Here is a 1,988-nt window from a genome sequence, read left to right as displayed (position 1 = left end):
TTTAATTGTCTACCCATAATTATCTCCCTTACTTAAAATAAAAAAAGGCCTCAAATTTTTTTTAATTTGAGTCCAATTTTTTTGTCCTAGTTTATAATTGTTGGAGATATCACTGATTCTAAAATAAAAAATCAAATAATTGATTTATCAAAACAATTAAAAATTAATATGGTTATTGGTGGTCCACCCTGTCAGGGTTTTAGTTTAAAAGGAAAAAATTTAGGGATGAAAGATCCAAGAAATTTTTTATTTTTAGAATATTACAACATAATCAAAGAAATTAAACCTGAAATATTTATTATTGAAAATGTTAAAAATTTGTTGAACTGCTTAGATGGATATTTTAAAAATGAAATTATTGAGAAATTTTCAGATTTGGGATATATAGTAAATTATAAAGTTTTAAATGCAAAAAATTTTGGTGTACCACAAAATAGAGAAAGAGCTATTATAATTGGTTCATTGTCAAGAAGCGTCGAATTACCATTAGGTTATAAAAAAATAGTTACTGTAAAAGATGCAATATCTGATTTATCTTATTTTAATTCAGGAGAAGGAAATTTTGAGACAGAATATTTAATTAAACCACAAAGTGATTATCAAAAAGAGAGACGAAAAATTAGTGAAAAATTATACAACCATGTGGCAACTAATCATTCAGAATTAGCTTTAAAAAAATTGAAATTTATTCCCCCAGAAGGTGACAAAAATAGTTTGCCGAAAGAATTACTTGGTAAACAAAAATTTCAAACAACATGATCAAGATTACAATGGAATGATATAAGTCCAACAATAGATACAAGATTTGATACGCCATCTAATGGAAGGAATTCTCACCCTTTTTTGAATAGAGCTATCACACCTAGAGAAGCTGCAAGATTGCAAAGTTTTGATGACGATTTTGTTTTTTTAGGAAATAAAACAAGTGTATGTACTCAAATAGGCAATAGTGTTCCACCTTTACTTGCTAAAGCAATAGCAGAGCAAATAAAAAATTCTTATGAAAAAAATAGAAATAAAAGGGAACAATATAAAATATATAATGAAGATGCTACAATTCTAATTAAAGAATTAATAAAAAATAATATTAAAGTTGATCATATTATCACAGATCCACCTTACAATATTTCTAAACAAAATGGATTTAGCACATTAAAAAAGCCAAGAAAAGGGATTGATTTTGGCGAGTGAGATAAGGATTTTGATACAACAGGTTGAATTGGTGATTATTCAAATATTTTAAAATCAAATGGTTCTATGATTATATTTTGTTCTTATCTATATATTAGTTACATATGTGATGAATTGCAAAAGAATGATTTGCAAGTCAAAGATATTATAATTTGAAAAAAAACAAATCCTATGCCAAGAAATGTAAATAGAAGATATGTTCAAGATACAGAATTTGCAGTATGGGCGGTGAAAAAAAATGCAAAGTGGATATTTAATAAAAAAAGCGATTTACCTTATTTAAGATCTACTTTTGAAACCGCAGTGGTTTCTGGCAAAGAAAAAAATGGTCATCCTACACAAAAAAGTTTAAAATTAATGGAAGAACTTATAAATATTCACACAAAAGAAAACGAAATTATTTTAGACCCATTCATGGGAAGTGGAACAACAGGTGTTGCCGCCTTAAAAAACAAAAGAAAATTTATAGGTATTGAAATAGATAATAAATATTATGAAATTGCAAAGGAAAGACTAAAAAAATATGATTAAGGTTAGTAAATTATTATCAACTGATTTTGAAATACACCCATTTATTCTAGGCATGTTTTTCGGACGAATTTTACAATCAAAGGATGCAAAATATTTTGCATGTTTTTCTTCCTACAAAGAAAGCAAATTTTCTAAGATGGAAGATCCTATTATAGAAAGTAAAAAATATACAAATAAACTGAAAAATATAACAAATGAAAAAAATTTATTAGATTTAGAGACTTTTAAACTAGGACAAAAAAATTGGACTCAAATTAAAAAAAATT

General features: G+C 26.0%; 2 protein-coding genes. Both read left to right on the top strand.

Annotation, left to right across the window (positions count from 1 at the left end; translation table 4 throughout):
• Window positions 1-93 precede the first annotated feature (93 nt).
• Window positions 94-1,722 (top strand): DNA cytosine methyltransferase, encoded by a 1,629-nt coding sequence (locus F795_RS06985; RefSeq protein WP_084254402.1) that lies wholly within the window; start codon window positions 94-96, stop codon window positions 1,720-1,722.
• A partial coding sequence (locus F795_RS03635) for a hypothetical protein (RefSeq protein ID WP_040538453.1) occupies window positions 1,715-1,988 on the top strand: 274 nt, incomplete at its 3' end. The genes F795_RS06985 and F795_RS03635, both read left to right, overlap by 8 nt.

The sequence above is a fragment of the Metamycoplasma orale ATCC 23714 genome (assembly GCF_000420105.1).
Lineage (GTDB): Bacteria > Bacillota_I > Bacilli_A > Mycoplasmatales > Metamycoplasmataceae > Metamycoplasma > Metamycoplasma orale.
This window is presented reverse-complemented; position numbering and strand designations above follow the sequence as displayed.